Annotated in this window: 14 protein-coding genes; 5 read left to right on the plus strand and 9 right to left on the minus strand. The window is 44.0% G+C overall.

From position 1 onward, the window contains the following. Positions 1–25: 25 nt before the first annotated feature. The 4 genes from F0228_RS04960 to F0228_RS04975 form a co-directional block, all read right to left on the minus strand. A complete protein-coding gene (locus F0228_RS04960; RefSeq protein ID WP_171761959.1) occupies positions 26–1,696 on the minus strand; it encodes a FapA family protein in 1,671 nt (556 codons plus the stop codon). Positions 1,697–2,067: 371 nt separating this feature from the next. Further along, complete coding sequence (locus F0228_RS04965) at positions 2,068–4,203, minus strand: GNAT family N-acetyltransferase (protein ID WP_171761960.1); 2,136 nt, start codon at positions 4,201–4,203, stop codon at positions 2,068–2,070. A gap of 92 nt (positions 4,204–4,295) precedes the next feature. Next, positions 4,296–5,270 (minus strand): ParB/RepB/Spo0J family partition protein, encoded by a 975-nt coding sequence (locus F0228_RS04970; RefSeq protein WP_102425412.1) that lies wholly within the window; start codon positions 5,268–5,270, stop codon positions 4,296–4,298. A 5-nt stretch (positions 5,271–5,275) separates the two neighbouring features. Continuing rightward, positions 5,276–6,493 (minus strand): ParA family protein, encoded by a 1,218-nt coding sequence (locus F0228_RS04975; protein WP_008217969.1) that lies wholly within the window; start codon positions 6,491–6,493, stop codon positions 5,276–5,278. Positions 6,494–7,774: 1,281 nt separating this feature from the next. On the opposite strand from F0228_RS04975, the gene F0228_RS04980 reads away from it, so the two are divergent. Further along, entirely contained in the window at positions 7,775–9,754 is a 1,980-nt protein-coding gene (locus F0228_RS04980; RefSeq protein ID WP_116871120.1) for a replication initiator protein RctB domain-containing protein, read from the plus strand. 379 nt (positions 9,755–10,133) lie between these two features. Here the strand turns inward: F0228_RS04980 and F0228_RS04985 are convergent, their stop codons facing one another. Genes F0228_RS04985 through F0228_RS04995 form a run of 3 tightly spaced genes read right to left on the minus strand, consistent with a single transcriptional unit; the run spans position 10,134 to position 12,378 of the window. After that, the gene (locus F0228_RS04985) at positions 10,134–10,616 is read right to left on the minus strand and encodes a hypothetical protein (RefSeq protein WP_008216907.1); all 483 of its coding nucleotides are present in this window, start codon (positions 10,614–10,616) and stop codon (positions 10,134–10,136) included. After that, positions 10,613–11,545, minus strand: coding sequence for an ATP-binding cassette domain-containing protein (locus tag F0228_RS04990; protein ID WP_171761961.1), 933 nt, complete (start codon positions 11,543–11,545; stop codon positions 10,613–10,615). Before F0228_RS04990 ends, F0228_RS04985 begins: the two co-directional genes overlap by 4 nt. Before the next feature lie 8 nt (positions 11,546–11,553). Further along, a complete protein-coding gene (locus F0228_RS04995; RefSeq protein WP_171761962.1) occupies positions 11,554–12,378 on the minus strand; it encodes an ABC transporter ATP-binding protein in 825 nt (274 codons plus the stop codon). A gap of 362 nt (positions 12,379–12,740) precedes the next feature. On the opposite strand from F0228_RS04995, the gene F0228_RS05000 reads away from it, so the two are divergent. Continuing rightward, a complete protein-coding gene (locus F0228_RS05000; protein WP_004736928.1) occupies positions 12,741–12,935 on the plus strand; it encodes a hypothetical protein in 195 nt (64 codons plus the stop codon). Positions 12,936–13,124: 189 nt separating this feature from the next. Next, positions 13,125–13,685, plus strand: coding sequence for an NADAR family protein (locus tag F0228_RS05005; protein WP_081090378.1), 561 nt, complete (start codon positions 13,125–13,127; stop codon positions 13,683–13,685). Positions 13,686–13,810: 125 nt separating this feature from the next. Here F0228_RS05005 and F0228_RS05010 read toward each other — a convergent pair whose 3' ends face one another. Then, complete coding sequence (locus tag F0228_RS05010) at positions 13,811–14,569, minus strand: transporter substrate-binding domain-containing protein (RefSeq protein ID WP_171730291.1); 759 nt, start codon at positions 14,567–14,569, stop codon at positions 13,811–13,813. A gap of 88 nt (positions 14,570–14,657) precedes the next feature. Here F0228_RS05010 and F0228_RS05015 point away from each other — a divergent pair, with 88 nt between their 5' ends. Further along, positions 14,658–17,048 carry a response regulator gene (locus tag F0228_RS05015; RefSeq protein ID WP_061033989.1) on the plus strand — a complete coding sequence of 797 codons (2,391 nt, stop codon included), beginning with the start codon at positions 14,658–14,660 and terminating at the stop codon, positions 17,046–17,048. A gap of 98 nt (positions 17,049–17,146) precedes the next feature. On the opposite strand, the gene F0228_RS05020 is transcribed toward F0228_RS05015, so the two are convergent. Then, positions 17,147–17,875: a UTRA domain-containing protein gene (locus F0228_RS05020; RefSeq protein ID WP_061033990.1), complete on the minus strand. Its 729-nt coding sequence runs from the start codon at positions 17,873–17,875 to the stop codon at positions 17,147–17,149. A gap of 211 nt (positions 17,876–18,086) precedes the next feature. Here F0228_RS05020 and F0228_RS05025 point away from each other — a divergent pair, with 211 nt between their 5' ends. Then, positions 18,087–19,190, plus strand: coding sequence for an ABC transporter substrate-binding protein (locus tag F0228_RS05025; protein ID WP_171761963.1), 1,104 nt, complete (start codon positions 18,087–18,089; stop codon positions 19,188–19,190). The last annotated feature ends 3 nt before the right edge of the window (positions 19,191–19,193 follow it).

The following is a 19,193-nucleotide window of genomic DNA, read 5'->3' on the forward strand; positions in this document are numbered from 1 at the left end:
TAGAGGCGCCGCACACTGACGCCCTTTATAGTGAAATGTCTTCTTGTTCCATCTTAAAGGAACATTGAATCTCGTATTGATTGAAGGAAAACACACTTCCCCCATGGGTGCGCTTGGTCGTCACAGTTTCATCACCAAACTGCACGGTGACTCGTGTATAAACCTTTTCGTGTGCTTCGACTGTACACTCCGCAAGGTTCGTTTCAAATTCCGCTTCCAGAGTATCCAGCTTTTGTTTAGTGCTTTCTATGGCGTGATTGTTCTTCTCGCGCTGCTGCTCTATTTGTAACGCTTGTTCTTCGCTTCGCTCTGCTTTAGGTAGTTTCTTAAACTCGAGCTCTTGGCGAATCACGTCCATAGTCTGTTCTTGAGCGTGTTTGTAGATTTCCTTGAGCTCAGCAATCTTCTGTCGGTATCCATCATAACGAGCAAAACCATGAACCTTAGTAGCAGTATCCCCCTCAACGCCCAAGAAAACGCACTCCACCTTACCACCGACTTTCGCTTCACCGCCACTGAGTGTGCCGTGCTTCTTGAGAGAGTCCATCACGATAAGGTTGTTACCACAGCGAATTTCATTACTCATACTGTGTACACCAAGGCGAATATCGCTCGCTGTCTGTAACTCGGCGTTTTGGGCATAGCTTGCCGTGATAGAGCCTTTGCTAAATACCTTACAGCTTTTCGGCTCTCCCTCTTTGGTTGTGTGGCCGATAATACCTTTCGCAACTTTAATATCACCTTGAGCCTGAACTTCTGCTGATTCAATAAAGCCGCCGACGGTAATGCTGCCCGTGGCTTTCACAACCATTCCTGGTTCAATGTTGCCAGAGACAAACACATTACCTTTAAACTTTACGTGCCCAGTCGTGACATCGACATTACTGACACACAGAGCATCATCGACTTCGATGGTGCGATCTTTAATGATGGGTAAACCAGGGTGGGAAGCGAGTAATAGATTGGGATCGTCTGGAGAAATGTAAGTGCCTTTGCCAGGCTTGATTAAACTGTCTTGTCCAGGGGTTGGTGGGATGACTCGACCTTGGACCGTAAAGCCAGCGACGCCTTTGGTCGCGGGAGTACGCTTCATCAGTTGATCATTCAATCCAACGGTGATGGTTTCTCCCAAATCCCGCATATCAATCTTGCCTTCGTCTTTACTACGGGGCTTAAGAACTTGGCGTGTAATGTCTTCTACAAGTGCTGCAAACTTAGCGTCCTTGCCCCTGACCGGCTGAGTACCTTTGGCGACAGGTTGAGTAAACTTTTCACCAGGCCTAAGTTTACTGCTCATCATCAAGACTTTTCTTAGAGCTAACTTGTTAATCCCTTTCGTGATATGGGCCTGAGCAAGGCAATGAATGATGTCACTACCACGCAGTGGGTTTCCGCGGTATGGACCTGTGACAACAAGACTCGCTAACATCTCGTCATCTGATAATTGCACCTCTACACTGGCATCACGAACTTCAGCAAGCAGAACCCCTTCGTAAGCTTCCCCTTTACCTTCTTTAGCAAGAGAGACAAAACGCAGCACTTCTTCTTCTAAAAGAAAATAGCTTGATGCGTCTATCGCTTCCAAGGCTGGTGGCAGTGTCTTATTGTCAAAGCTTGCGTCGACCACAAACCCTGACGGCAGACGTGCCATCACTTGTTGCTTATCTTCCGACAGTGTAACGATGTTATCCCACATTCGAATTGAGTATCCCTAATGACTCAGTTGTTATTCAGTCTATATAAATCAATCTGAGCTTAGAATCGTCACATTATAATAATCAGCGTCACATCACTTACTTTCGTTATTGCAAAGATGACTCATAATTAAGACTTACCCATTTTATGATTTGCCTCACCTTTACCGATAAAAAGCATTATTCTCTGAACGTTGTAATTTGGAGTTTTACGCTTCGCTAACGTGGCGACTTGCCTTAGCTCGACAAGAAACGGAGACAATGAAATCGGAAATGGGCTTTGTGGCTTGAAGGTAAGAAGGTAAGAAGCAGTTTACAGTGTAAATTCAACCTTCTAATTTACACTGTAAATCTCGTTTGAAATCGGCTGTCGCTATTTACACTGTAAATTAGCGAGTAAGGCTTCGACATCTTTTCGAAATTGAGCCTCTGCTTGCTTACGCCCAATAAAGTTAAACTGTTCAACACAGCTCCCCCACCCTTTCTGTTGAACGACTTTAGCAAGCAACAAATCAGAAACGAAAGAATAAGCAAAATTCGTAGAATCGAGGGGGACTACCTGAGCTTGACGTGCATTACTAATAAGCACCAACTTCAACACGCTGTAGCCGATGCTGTCGTAACTATTGCCTCCATCAACATAGTTCTTGATAAGTTGGGCTTCAAGCTCGCAGATTGATTCACAATAAGTTGGCAGCAGTGCACGCACCATATCGACTTCAAGAGAGGCTAGTGAACCCGAAACGACAAAACAAAAGCTGCGCTCAAAATGTTGCAGAAGTTGGCTGACCCAACTTTCAGAATTGGCATTAAGAGGCTTAACCATTAGCACAGAGTGACAACCACTTGCCTGATCACGCTGATGGCCAATATGTACTGGAGCAAAATCGTTGTTACGCCAGAATGCAATCAAATCACTGGTCGCGCCGAAACTCGTCGCTAAGTAGTCGGCTTGTTCGATGTGTTGCGACAACTTATCCAACATCCAACTGCCAATACCAAAACCTTGATGACGTGTTGATACAGCAATACGCATCACTCTGATACAGTGGTTCGTTGCTGCTTGTGTGGCTCCAAGTTGATTAGCTAACAACACAGGAGCAAGATGACCTTGTGGTCTGCGTTTTCCAATTTGAATCTGGGAAATCAATTCACTGTCTAACCCACCCTCTTGCGTGACCAACATACAACCCAAACACTCTTCTTGCTGCCACACGGCGTACAATTGAATCGCAGAGTTGCTTAGGAACTGAATCAGGTCATTTGGAGATGTTTGATAATGAGCATCAACCAGCAGAGAGAAACATTGATGGAGCTTACTTGGGTTAGCTAAACAATCTTGCTTGGATAACTCGACCAAACTTAGTGAGTTGAGTTTCTCATTAGAAAGCACTTCAACTTTGTGCTCTGCCGTATCAATTGATGAGGCTGCACCAAGTAAGAAACAATCAAACAACCAAGCTTCAAGCGGGTCGTTATTATTCCAACGGATAGGCTGTTCAAGTCTGTATCCTTTCCAGCCTGGGCGATGCTTAGAAAGCCATGCTTCGAATTTGATTCCGAAACCTCGACCGCTCCCTTCATAGCCATGAACCGTGGTTGAAAAAACCATACGGTGATAACTATCAACCATAGACTTCAACATTGGAATGGGAATCGCCGCTGCTTCATCAACCAACAACAGATCGCAATCAGGCTTGGATTTTAGTAATTCGTCTGGCGCGACAAATCTAAGGCTGCCACCTTGGTAGCAAACATGAGTGGCATTAAGAACTTCACAACCGTCGAGTCTTTGCTGCGCATGCGCAAAAACAGGCTCAATGGCCTTAACAGATGGAGCTGTCACAACAATGTTGAATCCTGGACGTTCAGCCAAAAGCTGCGCTGCTGCAATACCTAACGTCGAGCTTTTACCACGGCCTCTGTCTGCAGTTAAAATCAAAGGACGCTTTCGATGACCAGACACCACTTTCTTGACCGACTCAACAGCAATATTCTGCTGCTCAAATCGATTTAGACGGGTTGCTTCAATGCGTTTTTGCGGAAGCGAATCATAACTGCACTTCAATCCCGACGCTTCATCGCTTTGGGAAACTGAGATGAGTTTATCAAAATGAGTTTTGAGCCAACATTCACCAAACGCCGATTCTTCGGTGTGTTCAGGATCTTTTATGTTTGGTGGCAGCACCAACAATAATCCACCTCCCACTAACGAACCAAGCGCAGCGCTAAAACCGTTTGCATCAAACTGCTCTCTAAAATCACACACCAACACTTGGCATTCGCGACCGAGAAGTTGCTGACCTTTCTTTACTGGTGCATGCATTACCCCTTCAAACGGAGTGCCACCGATTTGGAAAACACTTTGTGTGTTTGCGCCAATTAGATAGGTAGAGATAGCGGAATTTTGCCATGTCGCACTGCCATTAAACACCACGCCGTAACGGTGGTCATTATGTTGGGCGATATCGGAAAGTGTATACAGAAACGTGTTGGTTAGGCTTGTCATAATTTGTGTCCAGATTCATCTAAACACAGTTTATCACAGCCAAATAAAAAGCCGCATAAAGCGGCTTTAGAGAAGTTTGGAAAGAAATTTACTTAGTCGAGTTTCGATTGCACGAAAGCTAGGATTTCTTGCATCGTTGCATCGTCAACTTTCTTCAGGTTTAGCGCTAGATTTGAGCCCTTGCGGCTGTATGAAGCACGACCTTTGATAAGCTCAACTTTAGGTGATGCTTTTTTCGCTGGCGCAGGAGCCAGTTCAAGAATCCAACCTTCTAGTGTTTCCGTTACGTCTTTAGTTAAACGAGTTACACCTTGTGCTTCGCTGCGCTGCCACACAAAGCCTTCAGACGCATCACACTTAGTCAGTAGTGATTGTTGTTGGTCGTCAGTCAGGCCGCTGAATTGTTTATGCAGTTTAACAATTGTTGGGCGACCAAGATCACTCACATTTGGGTAAGCTTGCAGTAATTCCAGTGGTAAAGCGGCTGCTTTCAATGCACCACTTACTAGCGCCTCACTGCATTGGAACATTTTTGCTAGCGCTTTTTGGTCTTCAGCTTCGCCTTTATCAAGCTTGGCTTGCATCTCTTTCCCCTTCTCGTACAGAGAAAGTGGTTTATGAGCATTTGCAACGTCAGATAAGAACTTAGCGTGTTCGCCGTTAATGTTTTCAGCAACATAGATAAGGAACTCTTTGTCAGCCAAAATACACGACATACGACGACGGCTACCATCAAGAACTTCAATCTTACCGTCTTTGTTTTTACGACCAACTGCTGGATATTGCTGACCGCGTTCTTTCAATGTTGTCAGAACATCAGAAAGAGCATGTTCGTTTAGGAAAGATTGCTCACGAGCATTCTCTTCAAAAACAACGGTGCGAGTTGCTACTTCAGAAGCAGGAATTCGAACCAATTCAAATGAAACTAAATCTTCGCCAGCAACAGAAAGCTCGATCACTTGAGCCTGTTCTTTAGCAGCCGTTTGCGCTTCTTGAGGCGTAGCAACACGACGTTTGTTCGCCTTACCAAATAGCTTTGCATTTAAGTCAGATGTTTTAATTGCCATTCTTGTTATCCCTGATTAAGTGAAGGCCAGTTGCTATGTAATACTCGCTCTAATTCTAGAGCACTTTTTTGTACCGCGTCTTGAGCGACAGCCAGAGTCTTCTTACCACCTTCAAAATCACTCACAGTAAGGTCGAAAACCGTGCTGTAAGTATCTGCGCAAGTCTCGAATGCGCGGCTTCTTGGAATGGTTGCCATCATGACTTGGTCATTCAACAGGTAGTTCATTTCAGTCAGTACTGATACCTGTTTCTTGTTGTCGTCTTCAAACATGGTTGGCATCAGACGAACAAATTCAAGCCCTTTCCAATCGTCCGGGAACATTTCGTAGACGGTTGGTAAGTGCTGGAAGAAGTTAACCGTTGAAGCCCAGTCCAAACGCTTCGCCGCACATGGAATCAACAGTGCGTTAGACGCGTACATTGCGTTCCATACAAGTGGGTCTACGTGAGGGCCAGTATCAATCATAATCACATCAAAATCGTCCGCGATTTTATCGATAAGCTTCTCTTTTAAAAGACGAACAATGTCTAAAGACTGATCTTGAGAAAGGCTTTGCCACGCTTCAGCATTAAACATTGCATCTTCTGGGAACGCAGAAATCGTCTTTAGGTTTGGATATTGTGTTGGCAACAATACATTTTTGCGCAGAAATTCTTGGTCAACCTCTTGGCCTTCAGGCACGTTGTCCAGCATGATATCAACAGCAGAATAAATGCTATCGTGCTCAGCACCACTAATTTGTGGGTTTAGGAACAAACGCAGTGAGCCTTGTGGATCTAAATCGATCAGACAGATGCGGTAACGCTTATCAAGATTCAAAGATAAACATGCCGCTAAATGAACCGCTGTCATTGATTTACCCGTACCACCCTTTTGGTTCTGTACATTGATAATCCATGGCTTATTGCCCGCATGCTGTTTACGTTGGTGGAACTTTGGCACTTCAGCCGCGTCCATTAGCATGTGAGCTTCGGTCAATGAAATCGAGTAATGGTTGGCATTATTCTTCGTAAACTGATGGCCTTCCGCCTCAAGCTTAGTGATAGCTTCATCCAATTTACGACGAGTTAAACCAGAACGAGTCTCCATCATAGCCTTAGACATAGGCGGAAAATGCTCATCACTTCGCTCTTCCAAAATAATCTCAATTCGGTCAGCCTGAACTTGTTGAGTTTGTTCGGCTAGCTGATAGAGCTTATCAATCGTTTGTTCTCTTTTCATTGCCAGTTTCCGTAATGATTAACTAAGTACAAATTGTACAGCGATTAACAATAAAAACAACAAAAACATGAACATACATTTATGAGTAAAATCACATAAAATAGACTGAATTTTTACAGTTTGATGAAATAGTATCTAAAACGAATACAAATTTGACCATTTTCATAGTGTATAACGAGCCTAATTTCCCCTTAGATTTTAAATGTTACAGCATCACTTATTTACAATGTAAATGCGAATATGAAGAAAAACCTTCGGAACGATTGAAATACAACCATAGATTACGGTAGATGTGATTTGTATTCGAATATTGATTATGGAACAGGTGATGAACATACACGCTCAATAACAGAGTTGATTGATGCTAGATAAATAACTCGTAGACCTACAATTTAGTCGTCAGTTGGCCAAACGAACAATCGTGTCGCCGACGACGACGGAAGAATGATCATGGGTTTCATCACATATACTTGGATTGATAACTGCATATTATGAAGCATGATCAAGGCTTATGGTCCCCAATATTGATCCACTAAAATGCGCGCTCCAAATGATCAATCTCCGGAAAAATGATCAAGTAGATATCGTTCCGGAAGCATATATTTTCAGGGCTAACTTACGGACGAATGCTTTTGGAATGGGGATTCAAGGCTCATAAGGCTTAAACACTAGGAAATTCAATCGACACGAGCTGAGAATACGTAAACATGACAATTTCATGATCATGCTTCCTATATTTAACGGGTTCTCTTTCCGAAGCTCCAAATCAGTAATGAGTAATCAATATTGAGTGGATTTTGTACGAAAGGGGGTAGGAACGATAAAAATACTGACTTACTTGATCATCGTTCCGATACATTGATAATCAAAAATATCCACATTGCCAGCAAATAAGTACTTCGAAGCAAAGTAGACAAAGATCGGCTGTGGATAAGCTGTATAACCATAATGATCATGCTTTCGAATCAATAATGATCATGCTTACAATGACTTAATGATCATCGTTCTGATGTTCTGTGATCATGCTTTCTCAAGTTTAATGATCATACTTTCGGTATCTTTATGATCATGCTTTCCAAGTCGATTTATTTTAATGCTTTAAATTCATAAACTTAAAAGCAAACTTACAGCCAGATCATTAGATCACTTAATCATTTAAGATCATATTAATCAAAAAGATCAGTTATTTAAAAGCCAATAAATTCTCTTTATTTATGATCATTCTTTCTTTATCATTCAGGAACTATAGTGAAATTACGGTTAGTGTGATACGGATCAAAAATGAAACCAGAAGAGAAATTGTTAATTAAGGCACGAAGCCACAAAGATGGTCATTTATTTGAGGTATCTGAAACAGCCGTTGAATGGATAGAACAATATCAACACTTCAAAGGTGTCACCAAAAGCATAGTTGAGCTTCTTAACCTAATTTCACTTCGTGGGTTTAGTAGCAAAGACGGGTACGTTTCCACCACTGAGATTATTGAATCAACTGATGGTCAAGTCACTCGTGCGGCCTTACAGCAAAGGCTGAGAGCAGCAGTCAATATCGGATTGTTCAAACAAATCCCCGTTCGCTTTGAAGAAGGCCTTGCTGGTAAAACCATGTTGCATCGCTTTGTGAACCCAAACCAATTGATATCGGTACTGGGTGCCACCAGCTTAGTAACAGAAAGCGTGAAGCAAAATGAAAAGCAAAAGCGCTCTAAAGCCCTAGCTCAAACCAAAGTAAACAAGCGCTTACTGAATGAACATGGACTGAATACCCCACCAACGATGAAAGATGAAGCGGATCAATTCATTGTTTCGCCAACCAATTGGGCGGGGATTATTGATCAAGCGTTAGCGCCACCTAGAACTCGTAAGAGCTACCAGAAATCCATGGTTTCGATCTCTGGCACTCGAGCGGTGATCGAGACACGATCTTCTAAAAACATCATGACTGTTGACGATCTGATGACGCTATTCGCGTTATTCACGCTCACCGTTCAATATCATGATCATCACCAAGATGATTACCATCTAGACGCGAAACACACACCGAACAAAACACCACTCTACATCACTGATATTTTGTCTTTGCGTGGCAAGAAAGACAGCGGCCCTGCACGTGATTCGATCCGCGACAGTATTGATCGTATTGAATTCACTGATTTCCAACTGCATGAGCTTACAGGCCGCTGGCTTAGTGAGAACATGCCAGAAGGCTTTAAGAGTGATCGTTTCCGATTCTTAGCTAGAACCATTACCGCATCGGAAGAAGCGCCTACAGAAGGCTCTGACGGCGAAATTCGCATTAAACCGAACCTATACATCTTGGTTTGGGAACCTTCGTTCTACGAAGAGCTGCTGACGCGTGATTATTTCTTCCTATTTCCGCCAGAAATTCTGAAGCAACATACCTTGGTCTTCCAAATGTATTCGTACTTTAGAAGCCGCATGGCACGTCGTCATTCAGATTGTATGTTGCTCAGTGAGCTCAACCAGAAATTGGCGCGTAACATTGATTGGCGTCGGTTCTCGATGGATCTGATCCGTGAACTCAGAAAGTTGGGCGAAGTAGGGGAGCATGAAGATACTTTCCTGGTTAACCTTTGGGGTTATCACTTGACGATCACCGCGTTGATCGAAAAAGGCAAAACGACGGATTATCAAGTAGATATCAAATGTAATGTGGAAGAAGTATTACGATATTCAAGAGCGCGCACTACCAACGCCGGTAAGCGTAATATGGCGCCGACGCTACCGAACCCGCTTCGTAACGAAATGGTGTCCAAGCAGAAGCTGGAAGAGCTGTCTGAAATCATTGATGGTGAGTTCGAGCCAATCCAACGTAAAGCACCATCACCAAGAGGCAAGTTAGGACGTCGCGTTAAACAACGTAAGCACTCTGTAGAGATTAACGCTGATGAGATCATGATAACGCTCTCTAAATATACCTCTGCAGAGGCTCTAGAACGCAGTATAACGGCTTTATCTGCTATGACAGGGCACTCACATGCCTCAATCAAAGAAGAGTGTTCAGAGCTTATTGAGAAGCTTGATTGGCTAAGAGTAGGGGATGAGATCATTCCTTACGAAACACTAAGTAAGTTAATTGAGCTGTATAACGATCGCGATAGTAATAGTAATCGCCACCTTTCGATTGAACGTCTTATCTCAGGCTTAGCGGTGCGTCGTAAGGTCTGTAAGCAAGTTCACGAAGGGCATTTGGATGAAAATGTGTTCCTAGCGTTGGATGAAATGGCGATAGGTCATTAATTCTGTGCCAGTTTTCAGTGCTATGAATGGGTCTTTGAAACACATTAGGTGTTGATAAGAACCGCACCTAACGCTGACAAAGTGATGACAAAGTAGCGCACTCGGTTGATTATTATTTATCCCGAATAGACAACCTTTTGTCCTTTCTTATGATTAATAGATTGGCTCATATTTTGTTACATCATACTGAATAGATTTTTGCGAGTTCCCCCAAGGGACTCGCTTTTTTTTGTCTAAAATCCGCCTAACTATTAAAAATCAAAAGCTTAAGATATTCCTTACCGAAGCATGATCAAGGCTAGATCATGCTTTCATGGATCCAACTCATCGCTACCGATGAAAACTTTTATGAAAAAGTATCAGATCAATAACTCGGTGATCAGTGAATCTGATGTTTTACATTACCTTGATCATCGTTTCGGGGATGGCTGGCCATAAAGCGGACATGTGACTCGATCAACTTCTCTGATTCTGCTTGCCAGCGCGGCTCCTGCTGCTGATTGGCAAACTCTAGAGCCAGCACACACAGGTGCTGAACCCGCTGAGTACACCACTCTTGCAAGTCTGGCTCTGCTTTAGGGTCACACGACACTGCTTGCAGCTTGCCGTAAGCAAACATTAGATATTGGTAAGCCTTTTCTTGATGGTGTGCATTTTCGTTCGGCTGTCGATAGAAGGTAAAGATTCTCAGGCAGCCATCTAACCAACATGCGATGCCTTTGCTTTGTTCATCCGTGATCAACGGCCCCCAGAGTGCATCTGGAGGCGTTAAGATCAAAGGTTCTAACCGTTCCACTTGATCATGCTTTCGGGCTTTGTACCAATCTCCGATCCGCTCTAACCAAGTGTCTAGTTCATTCATGCAACATTATCCCATTGTTTTACAAAGTGATTATCAGCAACTTGCTTAACGTTATGCTGTATTTCACTGCTTTGCTCTCGAATACGATCAGCGTCTATTGAATAGTTTGGTTCATTTTTAACGAGTTCGCCAAACGGTAGATCAGGATCTGGCACCGCAGAGATCAATAGCTTGGTGTATGGGTGTTGAGGATTGGTCAAGATCGACTGAGTGGATCCCCATTCGACGATCTGTCCTTTGTACATAACTGCTGTCTCTTCTGCGATGTAATGTGCGGTGGCGAGATCATGGGTGATGTACAAAAAGCCAATCCCGAGCTCTTTCTTCATTCTTTGCATTAGGTTAAGTACGCCAAGTCGAATCGAAACATCCAGCATGGAGGTGGGCTCGTCGGCAAGAATGACCTCAGCGCCAACAGCCAGTGCTCTTGCTAGGTTAACTCTTTGTCTTTGGCCTCCACTGAGCTCGTGAGGGTACTTAGCCAATGTTTCAATGGGTAACTCCACCAGCGTTAATAACTCTTCCAGTCGCTCTGCTAGCGCTTGTTTGTTGGCGACTTGCTTATGAATCTTGAGAGGGCGTGTTAAGTGGTGCTCTATAGTATGTGTCGGATTCAACGAGCCAAACGGGTCTTGGAACACCATTTGTACTCGGCTGCGGTAGTCCAAGATGTCTTTGCGGCTGTTGAGGGTTGAGATGTCTTTGCCATTGAAAAGGATCTTGCCCTCTGTCGGTGGGTAAACTTTGGTCATCAGCCTCGCACAGGTACTCTTTCCGCAGCCTGATTCGCCAACGAGTGCTAGCGTTCTTCCTGGGTATAAATCAAAACTCACGCCATGTAGGGCTCTAAATATCTCCTCTTTGCCAAATCCACCACCTACGGTGAACTCTTTAACGAGGTTTTTTACTTGCATAATTGGTTGTGACATTGAGGCTCCTAGCACGCTGTGGCGTGAGCATGTTCGTGAATATTAGGGAATGAACTCCACAGCTTTTGGGTGTAGGAGTGCTGAGGGTTATTGCGAATCTCATAGGCTTGATTGACTTCAACTATCTTGCCATGACGCATAATGGCAATGCGGTCACACAGCTGGCTCATCAGGGCTAAATCGTGGGTGATAAACAGGATTGAGAAGCCGAATTCTTCTCTGAGTTGATGTATTTGTTGCAATATTTCTCGTTGAACGACGACATCCAAAGCCGTAGTTGGCTCATCCATGATGATCAGTTTGGGATTGAGCGCGAGAGCAATCGCAATCACTAATCGTTGACGCATACCGCCGCTAAATTGATGAGGGTATTCGGTCAGGCGATGGCGAGGAATATTCACTAGGTCGAGCAGCTTTTCTGCGCGGTCCTTGGCTTGTTCATCACTCATTCCTTTGTGGTGGCGTAGTACGTCAGCAAATTGTTCTTCGATAGTTAATACAGGGTTGAGTGAGTTCATGGCACTCTGGAACACCATGGCGATCTCACTCCAGCGTAATGTATTAAGCTGGCTGTCAGATAGTCTCAGTAGGTCTTGTCCATCAAAAAGTATTTGACCGCCAGAGATGAATGCGGGCGGCTTGTGAAGTCGGTTAATAGCAAATGCGATGGTGCTCTTGCCACAACCTGACTCGCCGGCCAGGCCAAAGATTTCTCCTTGCCCTATGCTAAAGCTGACGGACTTTACGGCATTGAAGTCACTGTCGTCGGTGATGTAGTCGACACATAGATTCTTCACTTCAAGAAGCGGTGTATCTGGTTTTTCCATAGACATGATTGATACTCAGTTATGATATTGATAACCATTATCATTAGCATGTGTTGGATTTAGTGAAAGCGATCAGCGCAAAAACAATGAAGTGCCTCGAAATTTATCTTGGAGAATTTCAGGAATTTTCAGGGTAAAACAAGAAATGAGAGGGAGGAAAGTGAGAGTTGGATCAAACCACATTTCTTATGGGGAATCTTTTAAATGTAATGGCAGAAAATGGCTTTGGCAAAGTTTAAATGAGCTATTTATTAATTAGCTTTGTGAAGCGTCGGAATCATCACATTTCAGTGCAGAATTTCTTAACAAGCGAAATAGCATTTGCTACAGATTACCTGTCCATTACATGGTGCTTTTCGGAGGAAAACATGTCCATTAATTCTATCAACCATGATGAAATGACAAATATTGCAAACAAGTGGGATGCTGAAGAAGAAGTATCTTTCAAACCAGAAAAGAAAATGAAGTCCGCTGAAGCTCGTCGTCGTATCGAGGCTCTAAGAGAAATTAGAGAAAGCGGTTTGAGTCTGGAAGAAGCGAGGGAGCTGGGTCTTATTCACTAATATCCCCAATTGCATTTAAGAGGGTGGCTCAGTGCCACCCTTTGATTTATAAGTACTTTATTTACTGCCTACCCCATTCAAGCTGGTTTCCTAACTTTGTTTGGTCGCTATTCAATCGTATTACTCCTCTCTGTAACTCTCTTTCTACGTATAAAAACAGGCTGACGGCATACTCTTGAACTAAGTTGTTTGACAGCAATATGTGACGCCACTAATTTTAAAGGCAAAGCAAAAATATGCGATGTCATTGGTAAGGAGAAGGCTATGTCGAATTCTGTGGCTCAAGCTGAAGAAGTCTTGTTTTATGAACCAGAAGATCCGAATGGATATTTGTCTAATTTTGCCGCTTGTCCTATCAAAGTGGATGGTCAAGTTTGGGCAACCAGTGAACATTACTATCAGGCGATGAAGTTTGTTTCACCAGCACTTAGAAACATGATTCTTGAAGCCTGCACACCCGCAGAAGCATTTTCATTAAGCCGTCAATATGAAGACCAAGTTCGAGACGATTGGTACGAGGTTCGTGTTGAGGTGATGCGTTTCATTGTCACCGAAAAGTTTAAACAGAACCCACAATTTGCTCTGTTCCTGACGGGAACTGGTGACTCAGTGATCAAAGAGCACTCACATAAAGACCCTTTTTGGGGGGATGGGGGAGACGGAAGTGGTGAGAACCATTTGGGTGAGATTCTAATGGCAGTACGCCAACAACTTCGTACCCAACAACTGCACTTGATCACATCACATTAAGCACACATTAAAAAGGCCGCTCTGGTTAGCTTGTATGCTAAAAACAGAGCGGCCTTTTGTATTTCTGTAGTTCCGGTATCCGAAGTCGCTAGAGTGCGCTAACGAGCCACAGATTGACGCTAGTACTATAAGTAACTTTGGACGATGTCATCGAGCTGCCCATCGTCTTTCATTTGGTCTAGGCGTTGGTTAATAAAAGTCTCGAGCTTAGGATCCATTTCTGGGTCGAAAGCTAAATGAATAGGGTAGTTGTTGATGATGGAACCAAAATCCTGCATTTGGTAATCATCAATGCTTAGCTTCTGTTCGTTGAGGTTGTATTTGATTCGTGATTCCATTTCGACAAACACAGTATCACCAGGTGCTCGGTTCAGGACACGAAACGCTGCGGTGTAATCTTTTACTCGGATCTCATTGAGCTTACCTTGTTGGATGTAAGGCTCTAAGTTTGGATATTCAAATCCCACCAGCAATACCACAGCCTTGCCATCTAAATCGTCAATCGTATTGAACTCGAACGGCTTTTTACCGCTACTCAGCAATACGTGTTTTACATTGTAAATTGGCTCTTCAGATAGGTTGACTGATTGGATGTTCCCCCAGCTAGGGCTGCCGTAAGTTACCCAATTTGGGTTCTCTCTCGCATCTAGCTTGTCAATCATTCGATTAAAAGGGTAGGTATGGTAGTTAATCTCGTACTGGCTATCGTCAAACACTGCTTCAACAATATCAGAAACGATTCCTCTGTGGGATGACCCGTCAGTTTCTATCTGAAAAGGTTGCGCTTGGCTCGCAATAATGTAGTAGTGAAGAGGCTCGCTTGAGAAAGCATAACTGCTTGAAAACAAACTGACTATGGATGCAACGATAAGATGTTTTTTCATAACCTTCCCTAGTTATTTGATGAATGACTACTACTATACTAGTTGAGTAATTGTAGTTTACTAAGATAACAACATTGGTAATTTTTATATGGTGAAAAAAGGAAAACGCTATATTGGACTCTCTCGACAGTTGATCGGGGCCATCATTGCTATCAGTACCTTATTCACAGTTATAGTGACAGGTCTGGGGCTGTATGTGGAGTACCAAAATCGAGTTTCTTTTATTAGTTCTCAGATCGAACAGGTTAAAGCAGGCTACCTTTCTGGCTTGACGTCAAGTCTATGGGTTGAAGATCGTGCTCAGTTGTTTGTGCAAGCAGAGGGCATCTCCCGCCTTCCTTCGGTCAGTTATCTCCTTATCGAAAGCCCTGATGAAAAAATCTTAGAGCTTGGCAGCCCAACGACAGGGCAGTCATATTCTCAGTCATGGGAAATGGTGTATCAGATGGGGGGCAAAGACTTCCCACTGGCCACCCTCACGGTGCAATCCGATTTAAGTATGATCCTCAATGACTTCGAAGAACGAGTACTGTTGCTACTCGCTTTTGAAGCCGTGAAAATCTTTTTGCTGTCATTGGTCTCTTTGGCCATTGTTTATCGCTTGGTTGTCAAACGCTTAATGACCATGTCCTCTCAGATAAACGAGCAGCAAGTTGAAGACAATAAACCACGTTTTTTAACGCCAACCGACTCTACTTATAAAGATGAAATATCGACGTTGGAAAACAGCTACAACCAATCAATTGAACGCATTCGTCAACAGTATCAAGAGTTGATTAAAGCCAAAGAGACGGCTGAAGTTGCTAACCACAACAAGAGTGAATTTTTGGCTAACATGAGCCACGAAATCCGCACTCCAATGAATGGAATTATCGGACTTTCGTCTCTGCTCTCAGAAATGGATATGCCGAAAGAGCAAAAAGAGTACGTCAACATGCTCAATACCTCTTCGTTAACTCTTCTAGACCTTATTAACGACATCTTGGATTATTCGAAAATTGAAGCGGGACGTTTAGAACTGCAACAAGAACCAATGAAAATGATGGGTATTGCAGCCGATGTTGAATCGACCTTCAGAGTGAAAGCCGAACAAAAAGGTTTACGATTCCAATTGGAGATAGACCCTAAGATCCCAACCATGGTGATCGGAGATGGAACCCAGCTCAGACAGGTACTGAATAACTTAGTCGGCAACGCCATCAAATTTACCGAGCGAGGTCATGTGACGCTTTCTCTTCGCTTAGAAAAAGTGATCGAGCCTGAGCAGAAGTTGAGAGTTCGATTTGAAGTTGCTGACAGCGGTATTGGTATCGCAGAAGATAAACAAAAATCGGTATTCGATAAGTTTCAGCAGGCCGACGGCAGCACCACTCGTATTTACGGCGGCACAGGATTGGGCCTGACCATATGCGATAAGATAGTGTCCTTAATGGGCAGCAAGCTTGAGCTAACCAGTATCGAAGGCAAGGGCAGTACCTTTTACTTTGTGGCTGACTTTGATCCGTGTTTGGAGCTCGACGAGAGTAATATCGATTTCAATAAGGTCTCGGTGTTGCTGGTAGATGATAGCCAACTTAACATGCGTATCACCTCGACACAGCTACAGTCTTTTGGTGTGTCCTCTACATGCTGTGAAACCGCAACCCAAGCGCTAGAGCTCGTTTCAGAGTCTGTCGAAAACGCTTCGCCTTACGACTTAGTGTTGATTGATAAAGTGATGCCTTCTATTGACGGGTTCCAGCTTGCAAGAAACCTGATAGAGCGCTTGGGCAAAGCCTGCCCTAAGCTAGTTATGATCTCTGCCGACCCTCGTAAGCAAGACGAAATGCATGCCAAACAAGTGGGTTTTATTGCCTACATTGCTCGCCCATATCAAGATAACCAGCTTAAGTGGACCATCAGTGAGGTATTAGCGAGATCGGCGGACACCTCGACCTTCACCTATCCAAACCGAGGTGAAGTCGCGTTTAAGGACAATGAGCCTGTACCAACCACTAAACCAGCGGTAGTGGCGAAAGAGAGCGTTAAGGCTGAAGAGTCTAAGCCTCAATCTGAAACTGGGTTGTTTAGCGGTAAAGTACTGGTAGTTGAAGACTCTAGAGTCAATCAGCAAGTTGCCAAGATGATGCTTAAGAAGCTTGGTTTTGAAGTGGATATTGCCGACAACGGTAAAGTCGGAGTCGATAAGTTTAAGCACAACGAATATCAAATGATCTTCATGGATTGTCAGATGCCAGTGCTCGATGGTTTTGAAGCGACAAAACAAATTAGAGCACTCGAAGAAGGGACGTCGAAACATATTCCTATTGTGGCGCTGACAGCTAACGTAGTGCAGAGAGATAAGCACTTATGTTTTGATGTGGGTATGGATGAGTTTTTACCTAAACCCGTGAATCAAGGTAAATTGAGAGAGATTGTCGCGAGTTTTTTGTCTGATAAAAGCGAACTAACAGGTGAAGGTGAACAGAAGATTGTTTAGTCCGCGCGCCATTAAATCTCATCGTGAGAACCCAAAACTCCGACCTAATCAGTCGGAGTTTTTGTATATGTGGGGTTATTCTTTCAACGGATGCGGCACTAGCCAATACTATCGATGTGAATCACTACTGAGTCTGGTCGCCAGTATTCCAATTCGCAGTCCATTAGCTCGCCATCTTGCTTGTAGTTCACACGGCAGATCTTCAGCACTGGCTGGCCCTCAGCCAAGTTTAGCGCCTTAGCGACATAGGCTGGGGCTGAAGTGGGAATGACATCAAAGCGCGAACGTTTGGTCTCATAGCCATACTTCTCTCTATAAATGCCTGTCAGCGACATGGTGAGGTTTTCCGACAATATTTTTTCGAACAGGGGCGCTTTCAATACGTTTTCAACGAACAGTACCGCTCTGCCATCAATAAAGCGTAATCGCTCGATCACGTGTATTGGCGTTATCTGTTCTATTTCTAATGCTTTGGCGTAATCGCCTGCCGCCATCTCTGTGCGAGTGCTCAGTAGCCGTGTTTCTGCGATACGGTCTTGCTCGCGAATCATTTGATGAAAGTGAGAGCGAGACAATGGGTTGTAGCGAATACGCTCGGGCGACACATACCATCCTCGGCGCTCCTCTCGGTATATCAGACCTTCAGTTTCTAACGACACCAATGCATCTTTGAGTGTGATTCGTGTGGTGGAAAACAGTTCGCTGAGCTCTCGTTCGGATGGCAGTTTTTGCCCCTCGGTGAAGATACCCGATTGAAGTTGTTCTCTAATGCTCGCCTTAATTCTACCTAGCTGTGTCCCTGATTGTGCTGTTGCCAATGTTCTCATTACTGATCTAGTCCATAAGTTCGTATGCTCAATAAGGTAAACCATGGAGTTAACAGGAATGTGACAGTAAACAAAGGCTTACTGTCATATGAGTGAAATATAACTGCCACGAAAATGCACCCTAACTGTCAAATAAGTTGCGCGAAAGCGTCATATTCTGGCGATAGCATACAAAACGAACTTACTGACCTAGTCCAGAGGGATAGAGACAATGAAAACTTTGCTTAGCCGTTCAACTGTATCGCCAGCCAAACTGATTGGTTCACCTGCAAAATTAATCGGCGCAACGCTAATAACGGCAACACTTTCAATGCCAGCGATGGCGAAGGATGCTGATCTTGAGTCACTGATTGAGGCCGCTCAAAAAGAGGGTGCGGTTTACAGTGTGGGCATGCCAGACAGTTGGGCAAACTGGAAAGGCACATGGGCTGATCTGAAAGCGAGCTACGGTTTGAAGCATCAAGATACAGACATGAGCTCGGCACAAGAGATCTCGAAATTTGAAGCAGAGAAAAGAAACGCAACCGCAGATATCGGTGATGTTGGTTTCGCCTTTGCACGTGTTGCGGTGAAGAAAGACGTAACACAGCCATACAAGCCAACCACTTGGAATGACATTCCTGACTGGGCGAAAGATAAAGATGGTCACTGGGCTCTGGCTTATACGGGCACTATCTCGTTCATCTCAAACAACAACCTTGTTGAAGATGCACCAAAATCTTGGAGCGACCTACTTGAAGGCGACTACAAAGTCACTGTTGGTGACGTAGGCGTAGCAGCGCAAGCAAACAACGCGATTCTCGCGGCGGCATTTGCTAATGGCGGTGATGAGTCGAACTTAAAACCGGCGATTAAATTCTTTGGTGAGCTAGCGAAGCAAGGCCGCCTATCTTACACCGATCCAAGCATTGCGAACCTTGAAAAAGGTGAAGTGGAAGTAGCGATCATGTGGGATTTCAATGCACTGAACTACCGTGACAAGATTGACCGTGAGCGCTTTACTGTAAATATCCCACAAGATGGTTCAGTGATCTCTGGTTACACCACCATCATCAATAAATACGCAAAGAACCCGAATGCAGCGAAGCTAGCTCGTGAATACATCTTCAGCGACCAAGGCCAGATCAACCTAGCAGAAGGTTACGCACGCCCAATCCGTAGCAACGTGACGCTACCTCAATCAGTACAAGACAAGCTGATCTCGAACGAGCAATACAGCAACGTTCATCCCGTCACTAACTTCTCAGCATGGGAAAAATCAGCACGTCGTCTGCCGCGCCAATGGCAAGAAAGCGTCTTGATTCACCAGCAGTAATCC

The organism is Vibrio sp. 99K-1, assembly GCF_013114585.1.
GTDB lineage: Bacteria > Pseudomonadota > Gammaproteobacteria > Enterobacterales > Vibrionaceae > Vibrio > Vibrio chagasii_B.

Coding starts and splice junctions, on each gene's coding strand:
- F0228_RS04960 (WP_171761959.1), bottom strand. CDS start 1,696: ATGTGGGATAACATCGTTACACTGTCGGAAGATAAGCAACAAGTGATG.
- F0228_RS04965 (WP_171761960.1), bottom strand. CDS start 4,203: ATGACAAGCCTAACCAACACGTTTCTGTATACACTTTCCGATATCGCC.
- F0228_RS04970 (WP_102425412.1), bottom strand. CDS start 5,270: ATGGCAATTAAAACATCTGACTTAAATGCAAAGCTATTTGGTAAGGCG.
- F0228_RS04975 (WP_008217969.1), bottom strand. CDS start 6,493: ATGAAAAGAGAACAAACGATTGATAAGCTCTATCAGCTAGCCGAACAA.
- F0228_RS04980 (WP_116871120.1), top strand. CDS start 7,775: ATGAAACCAGAAGAGAAATTGTTAATTAAGGCACGAAGCCACAAAGAT.
- F0228_RS04985 (WP_008216907.1), bottom strand. CDS start 10,616: ATGAATGAACTAGACACTTGGTTAGAGCGGATCGGAGATTGGTACAAA.
- F0228_RS04990 (WP_171761961.1), bottom strand. CDS start 11,545: ATGTCACAACCAATTATGCAAGTAAAAAACCTCGTTAAAGAGTTCACC.
- F0228_RS04995 (WP_171761962.1), bottom strand. CDS start 12,378: ATGTCTATGGAAAAACCAGATACACCGCTTCTTGAAGTGAAGAATCTA.
- F0228_RS05000 (WP_004736928.1), top strand. CDS start 12,741: ATGTCCATTAATTCTATCAACCATGATGAAATGACAAATATTGCAAAC.
- F0228_RS05010 (WP_171730291.1), bottom strand. CDS start 14,569: ATGAAAAAACATCTTATCGTTGCATCCATAGTCAGTTTGTTTTCAAGC.
- F0228_RS05015 (WP_061033989.1), top strand. CDS start 14,658: ATGGTGAAAAAAGGAAAACGCTATATTGGACTCTCTCGACAGTTGATC.
- F0228_RS05020 (WP_061033990.1), bottom strand. CDS start 17,875: ATGAGAACATTGGCAACAGCACAATCAGGGACACAGCTAGGTAGAATT.
- F0228_RS05025 (WP_171761963.1), top strand. CDS start 18,087: ATGAAAACTTTGCTTAGCCGTTCAACTGTATCGCCAGCCAAACTGATT.